Below are 17932 nucleotides of genomic sequence, written 5' to 3' on the forward strand. Positions count from 1 at the left end.
CATTTTAATCAGGTTCTTTGAAAATTTATGCTGTATTCCCGTGGCTGAGGAGCCAGGTGCCAGGCTTGTTTGAATATGTCGATCACACCGCAGACGTCGGCCGTGGCGGCAGATTGGTCGAACACTACTTTTTCCTGCAGGGGCGCTCCGCCTTCGAGCCTTACCACATAAGCTCCGCGCGGGTGTGGACGCAAATCCAGGCCCGTACGGTCTTGCAGGGGTGTCACGGTTTCGTTGAGGGTGAAGGAAACGGGGGCTCCGGCGGTGATTTTTCCGGCGCGGATCTGGTTGAAGGCGCCGGGGGTTACTTTGTGCGACAGGAGGTATCCGCTGAGGGCGCCGTTTTCGTTGTTGCCTGCATTGGCGGCGGCGGTGAGGGCTACTACGTTTCCTGCGAGGTTCGCATCGATGACGCCGGCAGGTGTAAGATTGCAGGCGTAGAAGATGCGGCGCCCCAGTTGCTGGGACCCCTGCTCGAAAAAATCGGGCAATGCTGCCCGGGATTTGTCGATGATCAGCCAAAATGTGAACTGCACCGGCTGCGTGAGCGCGGTGGCGGGAGCCCATGTCACGCCATTGAAATATTGTTTGCAGAAGGCGGTGAGCCCTCCGGGGGAGGAACGGATGAGCAGACCGAAACTGGCCGCAGTAGCGGCACTGAGCGGCGCCATTTCCAGGCGGACGCCCTCGCCGGGGTCTGCGTTGTTGATACGGATGCGTATCCTGAATTCCGGGGTGTAACGCCAAACCAGTTTTTCCATGGCTTGAATCAATGGGGTTTATCAGTAACGGGTTTTTCGATTGCGCTTTTTTTATTGCTGGGCGCCCAGCACCTGCGTTTGCAGGTTGATCTCCGAAACGATGCCGGAGCCGGATTGCGGTGCGTCCTGGATCACGGCCATGCGCATTTTATAGATGACAGACGGGATGTACTTCCCTCCCATCACGCTCCACAACTGGTTCAATTCCTCGAACCGGGTGGAATATAAATCGAAGATGACGCGGTTCAATTGCAGCGTTCCCAGCACGGGCGTGTCTGCCGGCGTGAAAACGAACTGCCGCTGAAAAAACGCGATCACCTGCGAAATGCGCTGCAGGGCCGTGCTGTAGGTGTTCTTGTTTGCGCTGACCAGGATGAACACATTGAGATGGATCTCGGGTTGGCGCTCTACGACTTCCGGGATACCGTTGTTATACACGGTGCGCCGGAAAGGCAGGTTGCGCAAAGTTTCCTCCTGCTGAATATTGACGACGGATACAACGATCTTGTCGCTCAGATTCTGCGAAGGCGTTTCCTGGAAAGCGTCCGCGAACGAAATGTTGCCGAGGATGACTTCCGGGTCTAACGTACCGATATATGTGTTCAACTTACTTACGATCGCGCTCAAAACCTGATCGATCATCGATGAAGGATTTCGGGGTTTGCGCTATACAATTACTGGAAACCGGGGTTTAACTTCTCTTCACTTATAGTGCTGTATTGAGTTTGGGGCTGTGCTACTATTCCAAGGTTTTTCTATTGATGTAATATTAGGTAATAAAAATCATACTGCAAAAAAAAGACGATAACCGGCGGGATGTGAATGATAACTGGCGGAGAATAAGCGATCACTTTCTTATTTTTAGGATCATTACAACAACATATAAATATAAGGCATGATCAATATTTCATTGATTGTAATAAAAACAAACCAACTTGAAAAGCAAGCGGATTTCTATTCCAGGCTTGGATTCAAGTTCGATTATCACAATCACGGGAATGGCCCATTTCATTTTGCCAGTGTTGGAAGTCCTGTAGTGCTGGAAATATATCCGTTACCAAAGAGCGTTGCTGCGGCCGATAATACGACGCGGCTCGGATTCCAGGTTCATTCGCTGGACGAATTAATCCGTAACCTGCAGGCCGATGGAGTTACGATCGTTTCGTTTCCGGCACACTCGGATTGGGGTTACACTGCGGTTGTACAGGATTACGACGGCAGGAAAATCGAATTATCTGAAAAGTAGAAATTATTTACGGATCGGCAGGAAAGCCAGTACTAAAATACCCGCATCAAACCTGATTTTCCCGAAAACCAATTTGACGAGAGCGTTCTGAATTTTGTGGATGAAAATAAATCAGTTTGTTAATGCAACTATCCAAACCTGAATGCCGGAGATACGTATTGATGGGAAAGTTGAATTCGTTTTGAAAGAAATGTAGTCTGCCGAGGAATGCATTTATCTTAACCAAAACGGTATAGAAATCGATGATGGAAAATTAAAATTCACTTCGGAAGTCGAAGGCCTTGGCAAAAACATGTCACAGCCAAGCTTTTACGACAGAGAAAATCAAAATGGCACAGTGGTCGGAAGGTTGGTTGATTGCCGGGTTTGGGCTCCCTGCAATTTTTTTCAACATCTGGCATCGGGAAATCGCGAGCTTATCGACGATTGACTGCTACTCCTCTTCCTCTTCATCCTGGCGCGATTCCCTGTTAATTCGGGAATTTGCTTTTTCCGGCGCACCTTCCACGATAATTACGATCTCCCCTTTCACACCTTTGGTCTGGAAATGGTCGCGCACTTCAACGAGGGAGCCTCGTTTGTTTTCTTCGAACATCTTGGTGAGCTCGCGGGAAACGCAGCATTGGCGGGCTTCACCGAAATATTGCATAAAATCTTCCAGGGTTTTGACGAGGCGGTGGGGAGATTCGTAGAACACCATGGTGCGAGGCTCGGTGGAGAGCTGCGTGAGCAAGGTGTGACGGCCTTTTTTGGGAGGAAGGAAGCCTTCGAAAGCAAAGCGGTTCATGGGGATGCCGCTATTGACGAGGGCGGGAACGAAAGCCGTGGCGCCGGGGAGGCATTCCACATCGATCCCTTCGCGGATGCATTCGCGCACGAGCAGGAACCCCGGATCGCTGACGCCCGGTGTGCCGGCATCGGTCACCAGTGCCATGGAGCGCCCTTCGCGCAACTGTTGTACCAGGTGCTGTAACACCTTATGTTCATTATGCTGATGATAAGGTGTTACAGGCTTGCTGATACCGTAATGTTTGAGAAGCACCCCGGAAGTCCGGGTATCTTCGGCAAGTACCAACTCCACCGTCTCCAAAACCTTTACGGCCCGGTACGTAATGTCGCCCAGGTTGCCGATAGGCGAAGGAATGAGGTAGAGCCTGGCCAATGCTTATTGAATGTTTACTTCGTAAAATTCCATTACCTGGTTAGCCAGCAGTTTCTGGCAGGCGTTCTCGGCGATCTGTTGCGCTTCTTCCTTGGAAGCCGCGTCGATCTGGAGCGTAATATGTTTGCCTACCCGTACGTCGTGTACATTTCCCAGGCCCAGGTTCTTCAATCCGCCCAGTACAGCCTTGCCTTGGGGGTCCAGCAGTTCTTTCAACGGCATCACGTTGATATGCGCAGTAAATGTCATTTGTTCGAAAAATTTAGACGCAAAACTAGCAATTAGTTATCAAATTCCCCGGAAGGAATTGTGAAATCAGCCTTGCTGGCTCTTTGGGGGTACGATGAGCGACAGCACCACATACGCTGCGAACACGAAAGGCACCGTTGCATACCCCAGCACCGGGATGCTCACCACCGTGAGCAATGCCAGCAAAAACCGCGGCCAGTTGTCCTTTACCGACAGGTTTTTGAATTTCAGGCTGATCATGGGATGGGAGCTCACCATCAGGTAACACAATACCGCGATGATCGCGTACAGCACCCAGATATTTCCCAGCCACTGCGCCAGCCCGAACGGATTATACAGCATGATCATGGGGAAAGACGCCACCAGGAACCCCGCCGCCGGCGTAGGCACCCCGATGAAATGTTCCGTCTGCCGCGTGTCGAGGTTGAAAACCGCCAGGCGATACGCTGCGAAACAGGGCACCAGCAAGGCCGGGGCCAGGTTGAAGACCGAAACGTCGTACACATCGGGCATTTGCATATAAGCGCTTTGCAGGAGGCGGAACAGCATCATGCCCGGCACAACTCCGAAAGACACTACGTCGGCCAGCGAATCCAGCTCCTTCCCCATTGCGCTCGACACTTTCAGCAGCCGCGCCACGAACCCGTCGAAAAAATCGATGATACCGGCCAGTACTACCAGACCGCTCGCCCAGTAGATCGGTTCCGGGTTGGTGATCGTATACTCCGTACCGTTGAACTCGGCGATGTACTCCGGCGCATGCAGGATGAAAATTATGGCCAGCGCGCCGCAGAATAAATTGGAAAGCGTCAGGATGTTGGGAATCTGTTTCATGTTACCGGTTGTGGGCGGTTGCGCCCGTGAGCGGGAAGGTTTTCGGACAAGTGCCCGGTTTCCCGGTGGAAAAATATTAAAAATTGAAGAATATAAACCAAAAGCATTTTATTCATTGCGGGAAATGGTATTAACACCTGCTGTGGTCTAAATGAACAAAATGAACAGCAAAAGAAAAGCCCGTCCCGGTTTCAGCGGAACGGGCTTCATGGCGAAGATCACCGTTATTTTTTCATCAGCGCCTCGATCTCGTCGGCCGTGATGGGGATATTTTTCATGAGGTCCACATTCCCGGAAGATTTCACCCAGATGTTATTCTCGATACGGATGCCCATCTTTTCTTCCTCGATGTAGATACCCGGTTCCACCGTCAGCACCGCCCCGTCGGGGATCGGCTGGTGGAAGGACGGCCCGAGGTCGTGCACGTCCACGCCCAGGTGGTGCGAAATGCCATGGTACAAGTATTTGCGGTACGCCGGCGTTTCGGGGTCCTCGTTTTTAATGTCGGATTCCGTCAGCAGCCCCAGTTTCACGAACTGTTTGCCTGCTTCCACACCCACCTGCTGATGATAATCTGCGATGGTAATGCCCGGTTTGAGCAGGCCTTTCGCGAAATTGTGCAGGTGCAGGCAGGCGTCATACACCTCGCGCTGGCGCGGGGTGAATTTACCGTTCACCGGCACGGTACGCGTCAGGTCGGCATTGTAGCCGCCATAAGCCGCGCCGAAGTCCATAAGGATCACTTCGCCGTCTTTACATTCCTGGTTGTTGGAAACGTAGTGCAGCGTGCGGGCACGGTCGCCCGAAGCGATGATAGACCCGTAAGCCTCTCCCGTGGCGCGGTTGCGCAGGAATTCGTGCCAGATTTCAGCGTGGATCTCATGTTCGAACACACCCGGCCGGATGAACCCGAGCAGGCGGCGGAACGTCTTTTCCGTGATATCGATCGCCGTCTGGATCACCCCGATCTCCTCCTCGGTTTTTACCGAACGCAGCTCCTTCAGCAGGGGCGCGGCGCGGAGGAAGTTATGAAGGGGATAGCGGGTCCGGAGCTCCTGGGCGTAGCGGTAATCGCGAACGGGCACCAGGTTGGCTTTACGGTTGTTTTCGTTGGAATTGAGGTAAATATTGATGGCATCGTGGATCCAGGGCTGGAGGAGGCCGTCGAGGGCGTCGAGCCAGACGATGGTTTTGATGCCGGAAATGGCGGTGGCTTCTTCGCGGCGGAGGCGATGGCCGTCCCATTTCTCCTTCAGCTCGTTCGGGCGCACCAGCACGAGCACTTCGCGGTGTTTGGGGTCCGGGTTGTCGGGGAAAAGCACCAGCATGGTGTCTTCCTGGTCAATCCCTGTAAGCCAGTACAGGTCTGCGTTTTGCTTGAAGGGATGAAGGGCGTCGCCGTTGGAAGGCAGTTCGTCGTTCGAATTAAAGATGGCAATGGAGCCGGGTTGCATTTTTGCCGTAAAACGGTTGCGGTTCTTAATGAAGATCTGAGGATCCAGTGGCAAATATTTCATTTGATGAGTCTTTTTACTGCTTAGCTTGCTTTGGACGCCAAACTTACCGGAAAATCAGTTACCCGCAAAACAGCCCAATACAGACCGGTACGGTATTCCCCTAAACTGGTAGATTATTCACCTTGAATTTATTATGCGGCTAATTTGATTTTCGGGCAAATTGAAATCGGTAGAAATGAATATTTTCTAAAAACAGGCCTCAAAAAGTAGATTTTTTAATAAAAATATTCGTTGCAACACCCATCAAATTTAACGTTATCAAAAAATCCATAGTTTTGCCATTACACCAAAACAATCTTTCTTTATGCAAATCAGCAGTGTAAGGGATACACTCAGAGAATTGCGGGAACTGGGCATAGAGAACGTCGCCGATGTACATTACCAACTCTCCCCGGAGGAGCTGACGTCGCAGACGTTGCAGCGTTCCGAAGGCTGCCTGAGCAGTACCGGGGCGTTAGTCGTCAACACAGGCGAGTTCACAGGCCGTTCTCCGAAGGACAAGTTCATCGTGAAAGACGAGTTAACTGCCGACACCGTCAACTGGAACGACTTTAACCAGCCATTTTCTGCTGACAACTTTGAGAAACTGTACCGGAAGATCACCCGCTATTTCACTGGCAAACCCGTTTGGGTGCGCGATTGCATGGCCTGCGCCGACCCGGCGTACCGCCTGAACATCCGCGTCATCACGGAATCGCCGTGGAGCAGTCTTTTCGCTTACAATATGTTCCTGCGCCCTTCGGAAGAGGAACTGGAACACATCGAACCGGACTGGACGGTTATCCAGGCCCCGGGGCTGCATGCCGATCCGGCTACGGACGGGACGCGCCAGCATAACTTCTCCGTCGTGAGCTTCAGCCGCAAAATGATCCTCATCGGCGGTTCGGCTTATACCGGCGAAATCAAGAAAGGCGTGTTCACCATCCTGAACTACCTGCTCCCCCATGCCCGAAAAGTACTGAGCATGCACTGCTCCGCCAACCAGGGCAGCGGCGGCGATACGGCTGTTTTCTTCGGGCTCAGCGGTACCGGCAAAACCACCCTCAGCGCAGATCCGCAACGCAAGCTCATCGGCGACGATGAACATGGCTGGACGGACAGTGGCGTTTTCAACTTCGAAGGGGGATGTTATGCCAAAACCATTGACCTGAGTGCGGAAAAAGAGCCGGCCATCTTCCATGCGATCCGCGAAGGCGCCTTGCTGGAGAACATTTCGTTCTTCCCCGGCACCAACGAGGTGAATTATGCAGACGGGCATATCACGGAAAACACCCGTGTGAGCTATCCCCTCTCTTACATTGCCAATGCGAAGGAACCCTCCATCGGGGGCATTCCGAAGAATATTTTCTTCCTCACCTGCGACGCATACGGCGTATTGCCGCCCATTTCGCGGCTGACGCCCGGCCAGGCCATGTACCAGTTCATTTCCGGGTACACCGCCAAAGTTGCAGGCACGGAAGCAGGCATCACGGAACCTAAATCCACTTTCAGCGCATGTTTCGGCGCGCCCTTCCTCCCCCTGCACCCTGCCCGTTACGCGCAGATGCTGGGCGAAAAGATGCGCGAGCACGACGTGAACGTCTGGATGATCAACACCGGCTGGACCGGCGGGCCTTACGGCACGGGAAACCGCATCAAGCTGTCGTACACCCGCGCCATGATCACCGCCGCCCTGAACGGGATGCTCGACAAGGTCGCTTACAAGACCTACGGCGAGTTCAAGCTGGCGATCCCGGAATCCGTTCCCGGCGTTCCGGACGAGTTGCTCGAACCGCGCAACACCTGGGCCGACCCCGCTGCGTATGACGCCAAGGCTGCCGATCTGGCCGCCCAATTTGTGAAAAACTTTGAAAAATACGCCGCGAAGGCCGATCCCGAGATCCTCGCCGCCGCGCCGACAACCCGCTGATCCACCGTTTTGCCTTTATAATTATAGATTCCTACGTTCATTTATCAATTTGGTTGAGGGGCTGCCAGGCTAGGCAGCCCCTTTCGTTTATCCGCCATTTTCCGTACCTTTGCGCATGCAAATTTTAGACGGTAAACTCACCTCCCAGGCAATTAAGGACCAGCTGGCCGAACAAACGACCGCATTGAAGACCCTTGGCAAAAAAGCGCCTCACCTCGCGGCCATCCTCGTCGGGAACGACGGCGCCAGCGAAACCTACGTGGCCTCCAAAGTGAAATCCTGCGCGGAAATCGGGTACAACTCCACCCTCCTCCGCTTTGAAGACACCATCTCCGAAAAGCACCTGCTCGATCATATTATCATGCTGAACGAAAACCCCGACATCGACGGGATCCTCGTACAGCTCCCCCTTCCCAAACACATCAATGAAGAACTGGTGATCAACACCATCGATCCCAGCAAGGATGTGGACGGGTTCCATCCCATGAACGTGGGCAAAATGGTAAGCGGCCTTCCCGCTTTCCTGCCTGCAACCCCTTATGGGATCATGCTGATGCTGGAACATTATAACATCGAGACGAAAGGCAAACATGCCGTAGTGATCGGCCGCAGCCACATCGTAGGAACGCCGGTCAGCATCCTGCTCAGCCGCAACAGCAATCCCGGCAACTGCACCGTTACGCTTTGCCATTCCCACACCAAAAACCTCCGTGAAATTTGCCTGCAGGCAGATATTATCGTTGCAGCGGTAGGTCGCCCCCATTTCGTGACGGGCGACATGGTGAAAGAAGGCGCCGTAATCGTGGATGTGGGCATCCATCGCCTCCCGGACGAAACCAAGAAAAGCGGTTTCCGGCTCGTTGGCGACGTGAAATTCGACGAAGTGGCGCCCAAAGCGAGCTTCATCACCCCGGTTCCCGGAGGCGTAGGCCCCATGACGATCGCTGCCCTGCTGAAAAACACCTACCAGGCAGCCATCGGCCAGAAAGGCAACCAAAACTAATCCTGCAATCCCCTTCCAGACGGATGCAACCATACTATCAGCCCATGCCCTGCGAACAGCGGGTCCATGGGCTGAATCTTTAACAACCGATCCACAAATGCGGCACCGAACGGCCATCCGGGCCAGTGAGGCCGCGACAACGCAGATTGACGTACCTTTGCACCATGACAACAGCGACGCTCCATACAACAACCGTATTGCCCGTGATGGAATCTTTCTACACCATCCAGGGGGAAGGATTTCACCAAGGGAAAGCGGCCTACTTCATCCGGCTCGGCGGATGTGATGTGGGTTGCGTTTGGTGCGATGTCAAGGAAAGCTGGGATGCTGATAAGCACCCGAAGCGCCCCATCGATGAGATCGTAGCCGAAGCCGCCGCTCATCCCGGCCGGATCGCCGTGATTACCGGCGGCGAGCCCCTGATGCATGATCTCCAGGCCTTAACCAGTGCACTGCAGGCCGAGGGGTTCCGCACTCATATGGAAACGTCCGGCTCCTCGCCCTTAAGCGGACAATGGGACTGGATCACCCTTTCCCCCAAGAAATTCAAAGCCCCCCTTCCCGAAATCTGCGCCGTAGCCCACGAGTTGAAGATCGTGATCTACAATAAATCCGACTTCGCCTGGGCCGAGCAATACGCAGCTCTGGCGGGGCCCAACTGCAAACTATACCTGCAGCCGGAATGGAGCAAAGCCAACCAGATGACGCCGTTGATCATCGATTATGTGAAGGCCAACCCGCAGTGGCAGATTTCGCTGCAGATCCACAAATATCTCAACGTTCCATAAGGGCTACTTCACGCCACCTTCATAATTAACACTGTACATCCCATAACAATATCCCTGCGTTACCAATTCTACCCTTCCAAGGAAATGTCCAAAAAACGGAAAACTATCATTGCCACGGGACTGTTTGTTGCCTTTATGGCTTGCATCGGTTTTCTATATTGGAACAACGCGAGAATTTTCGATGTCGGCCAAACGACCGTCGGCACCCTGTCGACCCATGGTGACAGTTTTCGCTGGAAATACAAAGTAAACGGCTGGCAACATTTCGGATCGATGGGTGTCCGAGGCCATCGCTACCTCTATCCCGGGGAAAAATATATCGTCTACTATGACAGCAGTAATCCACATCGTTCCATGATCGATTTGTTGCATCCGGTTATTGATACGCCAGCTTTCGATCAAACGATTTCACTTCCCTGTCACGAAAAACTTGAGAAAGGCAGCGAATTGATTTCCTTTTCATATGACGTTTCCGGTGTTGTTTACCATCGTAGCCACCAGGTCCTTTGCACAAAGAAATTCTTTGGAAATGGATTGACATACAAAGTTTTATACAACAGAACCGACCCTCGGATCGCATATATTGATATTGCAACGGCAGTCGAAATGGAATAACTCCAATAGATTTATCAATATCACAAAAATCTCCAAAAGGATTTGTTGCCGTGTCCATACCAAATACTTGCAAATCCATTCAATCCGGCATAGCGGTTTCAAGCGCAGTGTCTTTACTTTCTTCAACATGAATCAGTACATCGCTTGAAAATTGTATGCTGCCGAACGGTATAGTGATGCCATAACCCTATCATATTTAATCGGCAGTTGAATTGGAATGACTCCTGTCGATTTATCAACATCAAAAAAATCTCCAAAAGGATTTGCTGCCGTGTTGATATCAAACACTTGCAAATCAATTCAATCCGGTATAGCGGTTCCAAGCGCAGTGTCTTTCCTTTCTTCAACATGCTTCAATACGCCGCTTAAAAATTGTATGCTGCCGAACGGCATGGTGATGCCGCAATCCTATCATATTTAATCGGCAGTAGAATTGGAATAAGTCCTGTAGTTTTATCAACATCGAAAAAATTTCCAAAAGATTTTGCAGCAGAGTCCATTTCAAACTCTTGCCCTGCTATTCAATCCGGCATAGCGGTTTCAAGCGCAGCATCTTTTCTTTCATCAACATGCATCTATACGCCGCTTGAAAATTGTATGCTACCGAACGGCATGGTGATGCCACAACTCTATCATATTTGAATTCACACCCATACATATAAATTCACAAATCAAGGGCCTAATCTGTATTATTGCCGCCTTATCCATCATAAACCTTCATTTTTTTCGTTATTTAGTGGTCGACTATGAAAAAACTCCTGTTCTGCTGCTGCCTTGTGAGCATGCAAGCGTTCGCACAACAAACGGACAAGGCCACCAGGAAAGCCATGGAATTGCTCGAATCTTCCATGACTGCCATGCGGTCTTACCAATACCCGGAAGCCATCCGCTACCTGCAGGAAGCTATCCGGGCAAAACCTACTTTCCCTGACGCTTACGGACAAATGGCCCTCACCTACCTTGCCATGAAACAATATTCCGATGCGGAACAGGCGTTTCTAAAACTGGGCGAACTGGACTCCTCCGGCCTGCGCTCCGTTTCACCTTCCTACGCCAAAGCCATGGCCGGGAACGGCAAATTCACCGAAGCCCTGGCCCTCCTCAACCGGTACGAAACCACCGCCAAAAACATATCCCCCCGCACCCGGCAACTGAAAAAGGACATGGAATTCGCCGTTACGACAAAACCCGTCCCCTTCAAACCACAAAACCTCGGCGAATCCGTGAACACCGCCGATCCGGAATACTTCCCCTCACCCACGATCGATGGAAAAACGCTCGTTTTCACCCGCCGTGTTGGCGGAAGGAACGAGGATTTCTTCATCGCTGGGCGCGACAGCCTCCAATGGACGCACGCACGCGACATGGGCGAACCCGTGAACACCGCGTTCAACGAAGGCGCACAAAACATTTCACAAGACGGCGAAATGCTCGTGTATACCGGCTGCGACTTCCCCACCGGCCGCGGCTCCTGCGACATCTACTTCTCCCTCCGCACGGAAGACGGAGGCTGGACGCAACCTAAAAACATCGGTCCCGCCATCAACACCGAAGCCTGGGAATCACAGCCCTGCCTTTCGCCCGATAAGCAAACGCTCTATTTCGTCCGTGCCACACCCGACGCAGGTTCCGATATCTTCGTCAGCACCCGCAATGCCGACGGACGTTGGGCGCCCGCCGAGCGCCTGGGGCCTCACATCAACACCAAAGGCCGCGAAACCACGCCTTACCTGCATGCCGATGGCCAAACGCTCTTCTTCGCGTCTGACGGGCATCCGGGATTCGGGGGCTAGACCTTTTCTACTGCCGGAAACAGGCCGACGGATCCTGGGGAACACCCGTTAACCTGGGCTATCCCATCAACACGATCGAAGAAGAAGGAAGCCTGACGGTCGCCGCCGATGGCCGCACCGCTTACTTTGCTTCCGACCGCAGCGACTCCCGCGGGGCGCTCGACATCTACAGCTTCGAACTGTATCCCGAGGCCCGTCCGCTCCCGACGCTTTATATTCGCGGATACGTATACGATGCCAAGACCCAGGCACGCCTCCCAGCGGAACTGGACCTTATCGACCTGTCGAACCGCCAACCTGTAGCCACCATCCAAAGCAATCAAAACGGCGATTACCTCGTTCCCCTTCCGACCGGGAAAGATTACGCCTTTAACGTCAACCGGAAAGGATACCTCTTCTATTCCGACAATTTCTCACTGACCGGCAACCTGGACGGTAAGCCTTTCGAAAAAAATATTCCCCTGACGCCGATCGAAGCGAATGCTACGCTCGTACTGAGAAACATCTTTTTCCCCACGAACCAGTTCGTGCTGGAACCCGCTTCTGCCACCGAACTGGACAAACTCGTCGATTTCCTCCGCGAAAACGCGACCTTGCAGGTCGAAATCAGCGGGCACACCGATAATGTCGGCAGCGATGCCGATAACCTGCTGCTTTCCCAAAATCGCGCAAAATCGGTGGTCGACTACCTGGCGCAACATGGCATAGCCGCCACCAGGCTGAAAGCCAAAGGTTATGGCGAAACGAAGCCGTTGGAAAGCAACGATTCCGATGCCGGACGCGCGCAAAACAGAAGAACGGAACTCAAAATCATCAGCTTACAGTAATTATTTCATGGAAATACTTTTCCCGCTCGCACAAGCCGATGTGCTCCTCCCCCTGCTGGAACGACTCGCTCCCGATACGCAACCGCGCTGGGGAAACATGAACGCTCAGCGAATGATAGAACATCTCGACGGAATCTTACAGTTTTCCGTCAGCGATAAACCCGCCCCCGTCATTACACCCGAAGAAAAACTGCCGCATTTACTGCAATGGCTGCGGACAGACAAACCGCTGTCGCGCGGAATAAGCAGCCCTGTAGCTAACGAAGGGCCATTGCTGCATCCGGATTTATTGACCGCCACAAACCACCTGCTGGCATCATTGCAGGAATTTTTTCGGCATTATTCGGAGAACCCTTCTCACCAGGCGATCCATGTTTTCTTCGGACCGATCGGGTATGAGGATTGGCTGCGTTTCCATCAGAAACACTTCCGGCACCACTTCACCCAATTCGGTTTGCTGGACGAATGATACTTTTAATCGGCGGCTCCCAAGGAGCCGCTTTTTTTTGTTTGGCTGCATCTGATATGGAATGACACCCGAATCATTGGAACCCTGTGAGCATCGCTGTATTCAAAAGCTACCCTCATCCAATTCCAAAAGACGGATCTTTCCAATACCCATATCAAACAAAGTCATCGAATGAGCAGGCCTGCGTCGATATGACCAGTTTGATGCATTCCGTTTCCTGAAGATTTCCATCCAGCTCGAAACACATTGGCTTACAACGAACATACCACCGAAACTTGATGCAACATTCGCAACCGAACTGCAATGAGCCTCCATGGACAAAGCTAGGCCCGCGATTCATCATCAACAGCAACCACATGCAACAATTCCCTGACGTAATGCATCCCTACAGGACGTCCATCCAGCGCCATAAACACCGGTTTACATCTGACTTGCATCTAGAATAATTAAAGCATTCGATGCCGAACTGCAATGAGCCTACGATGATAATGCGAAACCGCAATTCACCATCAACAGCAACCACATGCAACAATTCCCTGACGTAATGCATCCCTACAGGACGTCCATCCAGCGCCAAAAACACCGGTTTACATCTTATTTGCATCTAAAATAGATGAAGCATTCGATGCCGAACTGCTATGAGCCTACGATGATAATGCGAAACCGCAATTCAGCATCAACAGCAACCTCATTCAGCAATTCCCTGACGCAATACATCCCAGCTAGATGCCCATCCAGCGCCAAAAACACCGGTATACAGCTGACTTGCACCCATAATAGATGAAGCATTCGATTCCGAACTGCAAAGAGCCTCAGATGATGACGCGAAACCGCGATTCACCATCATGCGAAACCACTTACAAGCAAGTTCGAGACCATGTACTTCTGAAAAATCGGGATGGCTGAAAGAACATAACCTGCCCATGGGCCTCCAATGATGCCGCTTTTCCGCGATCCATCATTATTCGAAACCACCATGTGCATGCACTTCCAATCATCAACCTTCGTGCTGGATATCAGTTCAATTTCGAATACGTACCCAGGTCAACAAACCAGGTTAACAATCAACCGTACGTATCTCCTGTAAAGTTTTTATACCTCAAAATTACTCCACCCGCAATGCACTACGCAGTGCACTGTCTGCCCGCGCACCTTTCGGTACCAAAGCACTCAGCCAATCGCCGTACATCGCGTTCGGGATCATAATGTAACGACTCCCCAATTCCTGGCGCACCTCATCCACTTTCGCGTTTCGGGCATCCGAAGGCTGGCGGTAGAAAACATCCGAGAAATCATTCAGATTATCTCCCACCAACATCGCAATTTCATACTTGCGCGCCACTTCCTGCCGCCGCGGCTCCTTATCCGAATTCCCCGACGACATGAGCAAATGTTCATTATCCGCCTGCGGGAACCCGCACCGCTGCAAATTCTTCAACGTCGCCGCACGCTCACTTTCCAGCCTGTTCGTAATATAATAGATCGTAAACCCGCTCTCCGCCGCGAACCTGAAAAATTCCACCGATCCCGGCACCGGCTCCGCCGCCGCCTTCTTCGTCCACTCCTCCCACGAGGCCTGCGACCAACTCCTGCCCGCCAACGCCACGGCCGCGGAATACGGACTGTTGTCCAGCACCGTTTCGTCGATATCCGTCACGATCGCACGCGGACGAAGCGTTTGCTGATGCCGCATCACTTCCACCCTGTCGCCCGCCGCACGGTACGCCTGCAGGCACAATGCCCGGTATTCCCCCGACCGCTGCTGCCACAAGGCCGCCCAGGCCGGGCCCGAAACCCATGGCCCCACCTGCCCCTGCGCACCTGAAGCAACCGGGCCCGCCGTTTTGCACGCCGCAAAAAATATCAACAGTAAAAAACCAAGGTATCGCATACACGAAATCTTTTGATGTGAAGCAGGAAGTTAACGGGACAAAAATCGGGAAAAATATATTCGGTGCCTGAAAAAAAGGGCGAGAATATCTCCGGAAATCGGAGAAATTCTCAGTGCTGGTTTCCGCAGAATTCCCCTAGCTTCGGTGCCCAAATTCTTTCATCCATGCCAACCGAAACCCAATGCCGCATCGCGCTTAGCTTCATTCCACAGGTCGGTGACGTTGTGGCCCGCCACCTCGTCGAACATTTCGGCGACGCCGCCTCCATCTTCTCCGCGCCCCGCCGCGAGCTCGAACGCATCGCCACCGTAGGGCCGTCCCGCGCGGACGCCATCCGGCAATTTAAAGACTTCTCCCGCACCGATCTGGAAATCCGCTTCCTCGAGCGCCAGGGCGTCCGCCCCGTATTCTGGACAGACCCCGATTACCCCGCCCGCCTCCGCCATTGCTGGGACGCGCCCGTTCTTCTCTACACCCGCGGCCGGCCCGACCTGCAAGCCCCCCGCATATTGGGCGTAGTAGGCACCCGCCGGCCCACGCCTTACGGCATCGAATGCTGCAGGTCGCTCATCGCGGGCCTCGCTCCCCTCCAGGTCACCATCGTCAGCGGGCTCGCCTATGGGATAGACGTGGCCGCCCACCAGGCTGCCATCGAAGCCGGTTTGCCCACCATCGGCGTGCTGGCCCACGGGCTCGACCGTATCTATCCATCCCGCCACGCCCGCATCGCACGGCAGATGGAGGAACAGGGCGGTTTACTCACCGATTTCCCCAGCGGAACGGCCCTCAACCGGATGCACTTCCCCCGCCGCAACCGCATCGTGGCGGGTTGCTGCGACGGCATCCTCGTCGCGGAAAGCGGCATCTCCGGCGGCTCGCTCATCACGGCCGGCCTCGCCAATGATTACAACCGCGATGTACTGGCCGTTCCCGGCCGCATCGGCGACACCGCATCCGAAGGCTGCCTCGCCCTCATCCGCCAGAACCGGGCGGCACTGATCACTTCTGCCGCAGACATCGCCGAGGCCCTGAACTGGCGGGATCCCGCCGTATCCGCCCCGCCGGCCGTCCAATCCGCCCTTTTCCACGACCTCACGGCCGAACAGCGGCTGATCCTCGAAACCCTGGGCGCAACACGCCTCAGTCTCGATGAAATCCAATACAGGAGCGGCATTCCGCGGTCTCAGGTAACAGAAGGCATGCTGGCGCTGGAAATGATGGGCGTAGTACGGGCCTTGCCGGGCTACACATTCCAGCAGATGGCCCGCTGATCACACATGTTATTAAATCGGTACATGAAAAACGGTTTGCGCGGATTCCATAAAATAGTCGTACATTTGCGTGCAATTATTTAGAAACCTTACCAAAATAATTGCAATATGCCTGCGGGAAAATCCAAAGAGAAATTTGTAGCTGACGGTCTCACCTTCGATGATGTTTTACTGGTGCCTGCCTACTCAGAAGTGCTGCCCAGAGAAGTGAACATCTCCACTCAACTCACCAAGAACCTTCGTATCAACATCCCCATGGTCTCTGCCGCCATGGATACCGTAACGGAAGCCACCCTCGCCATCGCTTTGGCTCGGGAAGGCGGTATCGGCATCCTGCACAAGAACATGAGCATCGAGAAACAGGCGGAACTGGTAAGAAAAGTGAAACGCAGCGAGAGCGGCCTCATCCTCGACCCGGTTACCCTCAGCGCAGACTCCACCATTGGCCAGGCATTGCGCCTCATGCGGGATAACGGCATCAGCGGCATCCCCATCGTAGACGGCGATAAAAAACTCATCGGGATCCTCACCAACCGCGATCTCCGCTTCGAAAAACATAATACCAAACGCCTCATCAGCGAGGTGATGACGAAAGACAACCTCGTGACCGCTCCCGAAGGAACGGACATGAAGAAAGCCGAAAAAATCCTCCAGCAGCACCGCATCGAAAAACTCCCCGTAGTCAATAAACAGGGTAAACTGGTAGGGCTCATCACTTACCGCGACATCCTCCAGCTGCAAAGCTTTCCCGCTTCGGCCAAAGATAACTACGGCCGCCTGCTCGTAGGCGCCGCCCTCGGCATCACGCCCGACCTGCAAGACCGTGCAGCCGCATTGCTCCATGAAGGTGTGGACGTGGTTACGCTCGACAGTGCGCATGGCCACTCCATCTACGTGCTCGAAGCCCTGAAGAAACTGAAAAAGGCATTCCCGAAACTGCAGGTGATCGGCGGTAACGTAGCAACGGCCGAAGGCGCCCTCGCCCTGGCAGCTGCCGGTGCAGACGCCGTGAAAGTAGGCGTTGGCCCCGGTTCCATTTGCACCACCCGCGTAGTGACCGGCGCCGGCTTCCCGCAGCTTTCCGCTGTGATGAACGCCGCCCAGGCCCTCAAGAAAGCCGGCATCCCGGTGATCGCAGACGGCGGTATCCGTTACACCGGCGACATGGTGAAAGCCCTCGCCGCAGGCGCTTCCACCATCATGGCCGGCTCCATCTTCGCCGGTGTGGAAGAAAGCCCCGGAGAAACCATCATCTACGAAGGCCGTAAATTCAAATCCTACCGCGGCATGGGCTCCATCGAGGCCATGGCGGAAGGTTCCAAAGACCGCTACTTCCAGGATGTGGAAGCGGATATCAAAAAACTCGTTCCCGAAGGCATCGTGGGCCGCGTTCCCTACAAAGGCACCCTTTCCGAAGTGGTACAGCAATTCGTAGGCGGCCTCCGCGCAGGTATGGGTTACGTAGGCGCCAAAGACATCAAGGCCCTGCAAGACGCGCAGTTCGTGAAGATCACTTCCGCTACCGTAAAGGAAAACCACCCGCACGACGTAGTGATCACCAAAGAAGCGCCCAATTACAGCCGCTAACATCATTTT

The 17932-nt window shown here is 53.5% G+C and carries 17 protein-coding genes; 10 read left to right on the forward strand and 7 right to left on the reverse strand.

The window, feature by feature from the left end:
• Nucleotides 1-8: 8 nt before the first annotated feature.
• Nucleotides 9-761, reverse strand: coding sequence for a hypothetical protein (locus tag WJU22_RS00170; protein ID WP_341841306.1), 753 nt, complete (start codon nucleotides 759-761; stop codon nucleotides 9-11).
• Between the two features lie 51 nt (nucleotides 762-812).
• The gene (locus tag WJU22_RS00175; RefSeq protein ID WP_341841307.1) at nucleotides 813-1403 is read right to left on the reverse strand and encodes a DUF4255 domain-containing protein; all 591 of its coding nucleotides are present in this window, start codon (nucleotides 1401-1403) and stop codon (nucleotides 813-815) included.
• Nucleotides 1404-1656: 253 nt separating this feature from the next.
• Here WJU22_RS00175 and WJU22_RS00180 point away from each other — a divergent pair, with 253 nt between their 5' ends.
• Nucleotides 1657-2007 (forward strand): VOC family protein, encoded by a 351-nt coding sequence (locus WJU22_RS00180; RefSeq protein ID WP_341841308.1) that lies wholly within the window; start codon nucleotides 1657-1659, stop codon nucleotides 2005-2007.
• A 433-nt stretch (nucleotides 2008-2440) separates the two neighbouring features.
• Here WJU22_RS00180 and rsmI read toward each other — a convergent pair whose 3' ends face one another.
• The 4 genes from rsmI to WJU22_RS00200 form a co-directional block, all read right to left on the reverse strand.
• Nucleotides 2441-3169 (reverse strand): 16S rRNA (cytidine(1402)-2'-O)-methyltransferase, encoded by a 729-nt coding sequence (gene rsmI / locus WJU22_RS00185; RefSeq protein ID WP_341841309.1) that lies wholly within the window; start codon nucleotides 3167-3169, stop codon nucleotides 2441-2443.
• 3 nt (nucleotides 3170-3172) lie between these two features.
• The gene (gene purS / locus WJU22_RS00190) at nucleotides 3173-3418 is read right to left on the reverse strand and encodes a phosphoribosylformylglycinamidine synthase subunit PurS (protein ID WP_341841310.1); all 246 of its coding nucleotides are present in this window, start codon (nucleotides 3416-3418) and stop codon (nucleotides 3173-3175) included.
• Nucleotides 3419-3484: 66 nt separating this feature from the next.
• Nucleotides 3485-4252, reverse strand: a complete 768-nt coding sequence (locus WJU22_RS00195; RefSeq protein WP_341841311.1) for a CDP-alcohol phosphatidyltransferase family protein — start codon at nucleotides 4250-4252, stop codon at nucleotides 3485-3487.
• A 224-nt stretch (nucleotides 4253-4476) separates the two neighbouring features.
• Nucleotides 4477-5769, reverse strand: a complete 1293-nt coding sequence (locus tag WJU22_RS00200; protein ID WP_341841312.1) for an aminopeptidase P N-terminal domain-containing protein — start codon at nucleotides 5767-5769, stop codon at nucleotides 4477-4479.
• A gap of 304 nt (nucleotides 5770-6073) precedes the next feature.
• Between WJU22_RS00200 and pckA the strand changes: the two genes are divergently transcribed.
• From pckA to WJU22_RS00235, 7 genes are all read left to right on the forward strand, one after another.
• On the forward strand, nucleotides 6074-7678 hold the full coding sequence (gene pckA / locus WJU22_RS00205) for a phosphoenolpyruvate carboxykinase (ATP) (protein ID WP_341841313.1): 1605 nt from the start codon (nucleotides 6074-6076) through the stop codon (nucleotides 7676-7678).
• 115 nt (nucleotides 7679-7793) lie between these two features.
• Entirely contained in the window at nucleotides 7794-8681 is an 888-nt protein-coding gene (gene folD / locus WJU22_RS00210) for a bifunctional methylenetetrahydrofolate dehydrogenase/methenyltetrahydrofolate cyclohydrolase FolD (protein WP_341841314.1), read from the forward strand.
• A gap of 164 nt (nucleotides 8682-8845) precedes the next feature.
• Entirely contained in the window at nucleotides 8846-9469 is a 624-nt protein-coding gene (locus WJU22_RS00215; RefSeq protein WP_341841315.1) for a 7-carboxy-7-deazaguanine synthase QueE, read from the forward strand.
• A gap of 84 nt (nucleotides 9470-9553) precedes the next feature.
• Nucleotides 9554-10084, forward strand: coding sequence for a hypothetical protein (locus WJU22_RS00220; protein ID WP_341841316.1), 531 nt, complete (start codon nucleotides 9554-9556; stop codon nucleotides 10082-10084).
• A 746-nt stretch (nucleotides 10085-10830) separates the two neighbouring features.
• Nucleotides 10831-11877, forward strand: coding sequence for a tetratricopeptide repeat protein (locus tag WJU22_RS00225; RefSeq protein WP_341841317.1), 1047 nt, complete (start codon nucleotides 10831-10833; stop codon nucleotides 11875-11877).
• Between the two features lie 527 nt (nucleotides 11878-12404).
• Nucleotides 12405-12704: an OmpA family protein gene (locus WJU22_RS00230; protein ID WP_341841318.1), complete on the forward strand. Its 300-nt coding sequence runs from the start codon at nucleotides 12405-12407 to the stop codon at nucleotides 12702-12704.
• A 7-nt stretch (nucleotides 12705-12711) separates the two neighbouring features.
• The gene (locus WJU22_RS00235; protein ID WP_341841319.1) at nucleotides 12712-13173 is read left to right on the forward strand and encodes a DUF1569 domain-containing protein; all 462 of its coding nucleotides are present in this window, start codon (nucleotides 12712-12714) and stop codon (nucleotides 13171-13173) included.
• 1105 nt (nucleotides 13174-14278) lie between these two features.
• Here WJU22_RS00235 and WJU22_RS00240 read toward each other — a convergent pair.
• Nucleotides 14279-15064 (reverse strand): 5'-nucleotidase, lipoprotein e(P4) family, encoded by a 786-nt coding sequence (locus tag WJU22_RS00240; RefSeq protein ID WP_341841320.1) that lies wholly within the window; start codon nucleotides 15062-15064, stop codon nucleotides 14279-14281.
• 165 nt (nucleotides 15065-15229) lie between these two features.
• Between WJU22_RS00240 and dprA the strand changes: the two genes are divergently transcribed.
• Together dprA and guaB are read left to right on the forward strand one after the other, a co-directional pair.
• Nucleotides 15230-16336 carry a DNA-processing protein DprA gene (gene dprA / locus WJU22_RS00245; protein ID WP_341841321.1) on the forward strand — a complete coding sequence of 369 codons (1107 nt, stop codon included), beginning with the start codon at nucleotides 15230-15232 and terminating at the stop codon, nucleotides 16334-16336.
• Nucleotides 16337-16444: 108 nt separating this feature from the next.
• Nucleotides 16445-17923, forward strand: a complete 1479-nt coding sequence (gene guaB, locus WJU22_RS00250) for an IMP dehydrogenase (protein ID WP_341841322.1) — start codon at nucleotides 16445-16447, stop codon at nucleotides 17921-17923.
• Nucleotides 17924-17932 lie beyond the last annotated feature (9 nt).

The sequence above is a fragment of the Chitinophaga caseinilytica genome, assembly GCF_038396765.1.
Classification (GTDB): Bacteria; Bacteroidota; Bacteroidia; order Chitinophagales; family Chitinophagaceae; genus Chitinophaga; species Chitinophaga caseinilytica.

Coding starts and splice junctions, on each gene's coding strand:
- WJU22_RS00195 (WP_341841311.1), bottom strand. CDS start 4,252: ATGAAACAGATTCCCAACATCCTGACGCTTTCCAATTTATTCTGCGGC.
- WJU22_RS00235 (WP_341841319.1), top strand. CDS start 12,712: ATGGAAATACTTTTCCCGCTCGCACAAGCCGATGTGCTCCTCCCCCTG.
- WJU22_RS00215 (WP_341841315.1), top strand. CDS start 8,846: ATGACAACAGCGACGCTCCATACAACAACCGTATTGCCCGTGATGGAA.
- WJU22_RS00240 (WP_341841320.1), bottom strand. CDS start 15,064: ATGCGATACCTTGGTTTTTTACTGTTGATATTTTTTGCGGCGTGCAAA.
- folD (WP_341841314.1), top strand. CDS start 7,794: ATGCAAATTTTAGACGGTAAACTCACCTCCCAGGCAATTAAGGACCAG.
- guaB (WP_341841322.1), top strand. CDS start 16,445: ATGCCTGCGGGAAAATCCAAAGAGAAATTTGTAGCTGACGGTCTCACC.
- dprA (WP_341841321.1), top strand. CDS start 15,230: ATGCCAACCGAAACCCAATGCCGCATCGCGCTTAGCTTCATTCCACAG.
- WJU22_RS00180 (WP_341841308.1), top strand. CDS start 1,657: ATGATCAATATTTCATTGATTGTAATAAAAACAAACCAACTTGAAAAG.
- WJU22_RS00170 (WP_341841306.1), bottom strand. CDS start 761: ATGGAAAAACTGGTTTGGCGTTACACCCCGGAATTCAGGATACGCATC.
- WJU22_RS00200 (WP_341841312.1), bottom strand. CDS start 5,769: ATGAAATATTTGCCACTGGATCCTCAGATCTTCATTAAGAACCGCAAC.
- WJU22_RS00220 (WP_341841316.1), top strand. CDS start 9,554: ATGTCCAAAAAACGGAAAACTATCATTGCCACGGGACTGTTTGTTGCC.
- WJU22_RS00225 (WP_341841317.1), top strand. CDS start 10,831: ATGAAAAAACTCCTGTTCTGCTGCTGCCTTGTGAGCATGCAAGCGTTC.
- pckA (WP_341841313.1), top strand. CDS start 6,074: ATGCAAATCAGCAGTGTAAGGGATACACTCAGAGAATTGCGGGAACTG.
- WJU22_RS00175 (WP_341841307.1), bottom strand. CDS start 1,403: ATGATCGATCAGGTTTTGAGCGCGATCGTAAGTAAGTTGAACACATAT.
- purS (WP_341841310.1), bottom strand. CDS start 3,418: ATGACATTTACTGCGCATATCAACGTGATGCCGTTGAAAGAACTGCTG.